Origin of the sequence: Synechococcus sp. WC101 (genome assembly GCF_047461555.1) — a bacterium.
Taxonomy (GTDB): Bacteria; Cyanobacteriota; Cyanobacteriia; order Thermostichales; family Thermostichaceae; genus Thermostichus.
The window spans coordinates 1-4446 of record NZ_JANSHG010000181.1 but is presented as its reverse complement, the minus strand read 5'-3'; the positions used below and the strand labels follow the sequence as shown (position 1 = coordinate 4446).

At 59.4% G+C, this 4446-nt stretch carries 5 protein-coding genes; 1 reads left to right on the top strand and 4 read right to left on the bottom strand.

Going from position 1 to position 4446, the window contains the following annotated elements:
* Positions 1-253, top strand: a 253-nt coding sequence (locus tag NW809_RS10980; protein ID WP_414402135.1) for a hypothetical protein, incomplete at its 5' end; no start/stop codon positions are given.
* Positions 254-273: 20 nt separating this feature from the next.
* Here NW809_RS10980 and NW809_RS10975 read toward each other — a convergent pair.
* The 4 genes from NW809_RS10975 to NW809_RS10960 form a co-directional block, all read right to left on the bottom strand.
* Positions 274-909, bottom strand: a complete 636-nt coding sequence (locus tag NW809_RS10975) for a 4Fe-4S single cluster domain-containing protein (RefSeq protein ID WP_414402134.1) — start codon at positions 907-909, stop codon at positions 274-276.
* 349 nt (positions 910-1258) lie between these two features.
* Positions 1259-3721, bottom strand: a complete 2463-nt coding sequence (locus tag NW809_RS10970) for a BPTD_3080 family restriction endonuclease (protein WP_414402136.1) — start codon at positions 3719-3721, stop codon at positions 1259-1261.
* On the bottom strand, positions 3722-4072 hold the full coding sequence (locus NW809_RS10965) for a hypothetical protein (RefSeq protein ID WP_414402133.1): 351 nt from the start codon (positions 4070-4072) through the stop codon (positions 3722-3724).
* Positions 4053-4406, bottom strand: coding sequence for a HEPN domain-containing protein (locus tag NW809_RS10960; protein WP_083759161.1), 354 nt, complete (start codon positions 4404-4406; stop codon positions 4053-4055). Before NW809_RS10960 ends, NW809_RS10965 begins: the two co-directional genes overlap by 20 nt.
* Between the last annotated feature and the right edge of the window lie 40 nt (positions 4407-4446).

The window sequence follows — 4446 nt, the reverse complement described above, 5'->3', positions numbered from 1 at the left end:
AGAGATCCAGGTGCCAACCTCCTGCATTGCCCTGGCAGCCCGGGCTCTAATCCGGCAGGGGGTATCCGTCTGCTGGCGGGAAGAAAGCCTGTCTGCCCTGATTCGGCTGGGATCCAAAGGAGCCGGCGATCGAGCTGCTATTCTGCTGGTGGAAATGAGCTTGATGGGCCAGCCGGAGGAGCTGAAAAACTGGCTGGAGATGTGTTGGCAACTGCCCGCCTATCGCCGCGAGCCGTTGCGGCTGCGCGGATAAAGGATCCCGCAGCAGGCGCGCTAGCCCTGTTCTGGCTGGTCGAAGAGAAACTGCCCGCCGTAGCCGGTAACGATGCGGGTTCCATCTTTGAGGATATGGATTTCCACCTGGTCGCTGGCCCAATTAAGTTGGTTTTCCAGGGCAGGGTTAAAGACATGTACCCGCTGGTTGCGGGAAGAGACCAGCGAGTGGGGGGAGCGAATGGCCTGGGATTGCAGGTAGGGCCCGTCCACCAAAATATCCAGCTCTTGCAGCAGCTCCTGGGCGCCGGGAGGAGCCTGGGGGGATCGCAACTCTTCCAGCGTGAATCCACTGAAGGCCATCACCGTCAGCCCTTTCGCTTTCAGGAGCCGCGCCAAGCTGGCCAGGGCAGGAGCCTGCCAGAAGGGCTCCCCTCCCGAGAAGGTCACCCCCTCGTTTCTGGGGTTGCTGAGGATTTGCTCGGCCAGGTCGGTGATCTTCACCAGTTGGTTGACCTCAAACGGCCAAGAAGTAGGGTTGAAGCAGCCCGGGCACTCTCGCAGGCAGCCCTGCACCCAGACCACAGCGCGCCGGCCCGGCCCATTGACTTCCGACTCGTCTACATAGCCCATCAGGTTAAGATAGCCTCTCGGGATCCGCGCCTGAAAGTCCAGCGCTATCTTTGCCTTGGACATGGGTCACCTGCTGCAAAACGGCTTTGAGACTACTCTTAGCCTAGTGAGAAGCCGAACGCGAAAGCTGTAATCTTATAGTCAAATTAATGGAGATGTCTCCAAAGCGCTCCGCGCCGCTGACGCCCCCAACCCCTCTCCCTCTGGGAGAGGGGAGTTAGGGATCGACGAAGCAACCATTTCGTTAGTCAGGTAGGCTGCTGGTGGAAAAGAAAGATTCTAGCTGATCATCGCGCTAGGCGCTATCCCTCCCCACGGTATAGACGGTGGGGTATCCCCCGCCTTCAGATGAAGCCAGGAGCCCCGGGCAGACTTTTCGGGATCCGGTACTCCACCATGAGCCCTGCTGCTCCTAGCTTTGCAGCAAAGTGTCTCGTATCTCGCCCGGGTAACGTGCCACCTTCCACCGCCAGCGACCGAACGCGCCATGGGCATTGACGGCTTGCACCCACTCGTCCAGATAGCGCCGCTTCACCCGGTCTAGTTCGGTGTCCTGTCCCTTTGTTTCCAGAATGAGCATGTCGCCGTTGGCCAGGCGCACAAGAAAATCTGGCCGATACTTCCGCACCACGCCGCGATACAGGTACAGGACTTCGAAGCCTAGATGGTCGTTCTTCGCCCAGGCGCTCACGGCACTGCTATTGTCCAATACGAAAGCATCCGACGCCTCCCACGTGCTGTCGTAGACGCAGACGTTGATGTGCGACTTGCGCGTGCGTTCACAAGGTTTGCTGGTGTACCAGGTGCGCATTTGGCCCGTCGAGCGGATCGGGTGGTCGCGATCGAAGACTGGCACAAGTTTCTCAGTGTTCTCCTGCCGCACCGCCTCGCAGACATGTTGCACAACTCGTGACAGGTTGAGGGTGATGATCAGCCGACGGCGCAGTTCGTCCTGATAAAAAAGAGGTGGGGAGATCAAAATCCGGTCAGAGCGAATGAACTGCTCGACAATCCGCACCAACTGCGCCAGCAAGATTTCGCGACTGCCTCTCCAGCTTTGCCTTACCTGATCGAACACATTGCGGGCAGTTTCGAAGATGATGCGCTGCGTGCGAAACTCTCGCGCCAACTTCTCCAGTTCGATACGGCTGATCTGGTTTACGTCGGGCTTGCCTTCGAGAATTGGTGCCAGTTCTGCCACTTGCGGCGTCTGAGCCGCGTCTAGTTCCAATGGCTGCACCTTTGACCAATCGAGAGTCAACGTTGGCTGAAGTAAGCGCTCGATGCGCACCACATTCGGCCAGCGGATCTCAAACTCCGCTTTGGCCGGGTCCGGTTCTACGGCGGTCTTGGGCGTTGGCGGGGGCGGCGGGCCATCTCCGCTATCCTCGTGCGGCAAGAAAGTAAAAGGCACGCCGAAGATATTGACGTATTCGGGCTCAAGCAGCCCCGTTTGTGGGTTGATCTCGTAGGATGTGCGGCGCAGGCCCCGGCCCACGACCTGCTCGCACAGAAGTTGGGAAGTGAAGGCCCGCAGCCCCATAATGTGCGTCACCGTCTTGGCATCCCAGCCCTCACTGAGCATCCCAACGGAAATGACGTTCTGGATTTTCTCGCCGGGCTGCCCCACCTGGCCCACCGTATCTACGATCTTTCGCAAACGTTCCGCCTGCTCTGCTTTGGTCAGCCGGCATTCGACCGGTACGTCCTCCTCTTCTCCATCATCGGCCTCGTCTGAAGCTTCCACCACTGCAGTGGACTCTTCCTTTGCCTCAGCCTCTTCTAGCACCTTCGAGTCGATGTGCAAGATTCCCTCCGAGTTACACAGCTCGTCAATGGGAATGCGCCGTGATTCGAAGGCGTGCTTGACCCGCGCTGCCGTCTCAGTGCGGTTACAGACAGTGATCATCACAGGCGGCGTGGGCAGGTCGGCTGCTTTCCAGGCCTTCCACGTCTCCCGCCAGTCGTAGCCCAGCAGGTAGTAGGCGTTCAGCACCAGATCCGGCAGCAGCTCTTCGGGATTGGCGCGTCGGTTGAGGTCGTCTTTCACCTCCGGGTCGTTGTAGATGTGGTATAGACGGGACTTGTAGGTTTTGGCATTGGGCACAGCGTCGTCACGCACTACAACGCGCGGGGTCTTGACCAGCCCCGATTCGATGGCGTCGTTCAGCCCGAAGTCGCTGACGATCCAGCCAAAGAGCGCCTCTTCACTGCTCTTCTTTCCCGAGGGCGCGAAGGGGGTGGCGGAGAAGTCGTAACAGGTGAGAATGCCGCGCGAACGGTGCAGCCGATCCAGGCCTCCAACCCACACCGTCGCTTCTTGGGCGCTGTCTTTTAAATCACGCTGGCGCAGGTACTTGCCTTCGGCTTCCCAGTTGACGCGCCAGGCGTGGTGCGCCTCGTCGTTGATGACCAGCAGGTTGTGCGCGTTGGCCATCTCGCCCAGCACCTCGCGCGTATAGGCTTCATCGCTCTTCGCGCCGCGTTTGTCCACGCTCTTCCGCTTTTTGATCTGCTCTTCGCTCTCCCAGGCCAGGGCATGCCAGTTGCGGACCAGCACCCGCCCCTGCCGCAGCTTGTCGAGCAGCGTGGACGGCACAATGTCGAACGCTTCGTAATAGTTACCGGCGCCCGCGGGCTCGAGCACCGCCAGCCGTTTCTTGACCGTCAGACCGGGGGCAACGACCAGCACGTTCTTCGAAAAGCGGGCATCTTGGGGGTTGGCCACTTTGTTAAGGATGTGCCAGGCAATCACCATCGCCATGACGATGGTCTTGCCCGTGCCGGTGGCCATCTTGCAGCACCGCCGATCAAAGTCCCCGCCGTCTCCCGGGATCTCAATGCCCACCCGCTCGGCAGCAGGCGCCTCGGTCAGCTAAATGAGCGTCTCGACGGCTTCCAATTGACAGAAGAAAAAGCGACGTCTGTCGAACTCCTCCGGGTCATGCCAGTGCGCCAAGAGCCGCCTGGTGATGCTGGTGATCCCGGGATAGCCTGCCTCGCGCCAGGCTTTGACGCGCGGGCGGATCTGGTTGACAAGCGGGATTTCAACGAAGATGCCCGGATCGTCGAAAGATTTGGAACCGGGAGTCGCTACCACGTAACCCGCTGGCCGCCGCCCTTCAACCAGTTCGAACGTACGCGTCTCGCGATCGTAGCGCCAGTGCTTCTTCGGCTCCTCGTAGGGAGAGTTGATGATCAAGCGGTCAATGGTAGTCCGGGCCATCGCTTTCCTCGCATTCTGTTGCTGCGCTGATCTGTTCCTTCGCCCAGTGGCACATCCGGGCAACCACGCTCGTCAGATCATCGTCAGAGGCGAGCGTGATTTCCAAATCGTCGTAGCGGAAGGCGACGGCAAAAGGGTTCAGCCGGCGCAGTTGGCTTTCCGTGACTGGCAGCGTCACGCCGCGATTCGCTAACAGGCGCGCCAGCTTGACCAGATCGTGTGTGCGCTCGAACTCGATCTGTTGCAGGAACAAGACCGCCTTGAGCGATTTCTCCACCGCCTGCTGGGCGTGGAAATAAGTACAGCCTTTTAATTTAAAATAGGGTACAGGTATTCAAGAGGAAGGAGAGAAAGGAATGCCGACTCATTCTTTG